This is a genomic window from Tabrizicola sp., assembly GCF_031377265.1.
In the GTDB taxonomy this organism is placed as follows: Bacteria; Pseudomonadota; Alphaproteobacteria; order Rhodobacterales; family Rhodobacteraceae; genus JAUYQR01.
Genome location: NZ_JANMET010000052.1, coordinates 1 through 1567, shown reverse-complemented (window position 1 = coordinate 1567; position 1567 = coordinate 1). Strand labels below are relative to the sequence as shown.

Genomic DNA, 1567 nt, shown 5'->3' with positions numbered 1-1567 from the left:
CTTCGGCGATCAGGCGGCCGAACCCGCGCATCACCCAGTGGCCAAAGAAAGAGGCAAACTGTTCGGCGGCCTCATGTGCCTTTTTCGGCCCGCCGGTAAAGGCGGTGCGCGGCGAGGCGCGATAGTCGCGGAACGCGGGCCAATCGCCGGGCAGCGGCCCGCGCAAGATCAGCCGGTCTGTTTCCAGAACGGGCAAACCGATCAGTTGCGGGCGCGGGCCGTGGATCATTTCTTCCTCATCAGCCCCGACAAACCCGAAGGCAGCGTCATGCCGCGCGGCATTCCCATTCCGCCCATTCCGCCCATGCCCTGACGCATCCCCTTGGCGGCCTCTTCCAACTGTTCGGGCGACATCTTTGACGGGTCGGGCATGCCGCCTTTGCCCATCATCGACTTGAGCGCCTGTTTCATCATGCCGCCCTTGCCCATCTTCTTCATCATCTCGGCCATCTGCTTGTGCTGTTTCAGCAGGCGGTTGAGATCGGAAACGTCCATCCCCGCCCCCGCGGCCACACGTTTCTTGCGGCTGGCGGCCAGCAGATCAGGGTTGGCACGTTCTTTCTTGGTCATCGACTGAATGAGCGCGATCTGACGCTTCAGCATCTTGTCGTCGAGGCCAGCTTCGGCGGCGGCGGCCTGCATCTTGCCCATGCCGGGCATCATGCCCATCAGGCCTTGCATGCCGCCCATCTTCATCATTTGCTCAAGCTGCATCTTCAGGTCGTTCATGTTGAACAGACCCTTGGCAAAGCGCTTGGCCATGCGTTCGGCCTGTTCGGCCTCGAAGGTTTCCTGCGCCTTTTCGACAAGGGCAACGATATCACCCATGCCAAGGATGCGGCCGGCGACGCGCTCGGCCTCGAAGGTCTCGATCGCGTCCATCTTTTCGCCCATGCCGACGAAGCGGATGGGTTTGCCGGTGACTGCGCGCATCGACAGGGCGGCACCACCGCGACCGTCGCCGTCCATCCGGGTGAGGACGACGCCGGTGATGCCGACCTTGGCCTCAAACTCGGTCGCGACGTTCACCGCGTCTTGCCCGGTCAGGCCGTCGACCACCAGCAGGGTTTCGCGCGGTTGGGCGATGTCGCGGACTGACTGCACCTCATCCATCAACACTTCGTCGATGTGGTTGCGGCCTGCGGTGTCAAGGAACAACACGTCATAGCCGCCGAAGTTGGCCTGGGTCTTGGCGCGCTTGGCGATCTGGACGGCGGTTTCGCCCTTGACGATGGGGAGTGAGTCCACGCCGATCTGGACGCCGAGGATTGCCAACTGCTCCATCGCCGCCGGGCGGTTGGTGTCCAGCGAGGCCAGCAACACGCGCTTGCCGTGCCGGTCCTTCAGCCGCTTGGCCAGCTTTGCCGTGGTCGTGGTCTTGCCCGACCCCTGCAGACCGACCATCAGCACGGCGGCCGGCGGGTTGTCGATCTTCAGCGCATCCGCAGGGCCGTCACCCGCCAGCACGCGGATCAACTCGTCATGGACGATCTTTACCACCATCTGGCCCGGCGTGATCGACTTCGTCACCGCCACGCCGGTAGCCTTGTCCTGCACCCGCTTGATG

Annotated in this window: 2 protein-coding genes; both read right to left on the bottom strand. The window is 63.8% G+C overall.

The annotated features are described in order from the left end of the window. A partial coding sequence (locus RMO18_RS03075) for a GNAT family N-acetyltransferase (RefSeq protein WP_405053992.1) occupies positions 1–229 on the bottom strand: 229 nt, incomplete at its 3' end. Beyond that, positions 226–1567: signal recognition particle protein (gene ffh, locus RMO18_RS03070; protein WP_309663858.1), on the bottom strand; the 1342-nt coding region annotated here is incomplete at its 5' end. The genes ffh and RMO18_RS03075, both read right to left, overlap by 4 nt.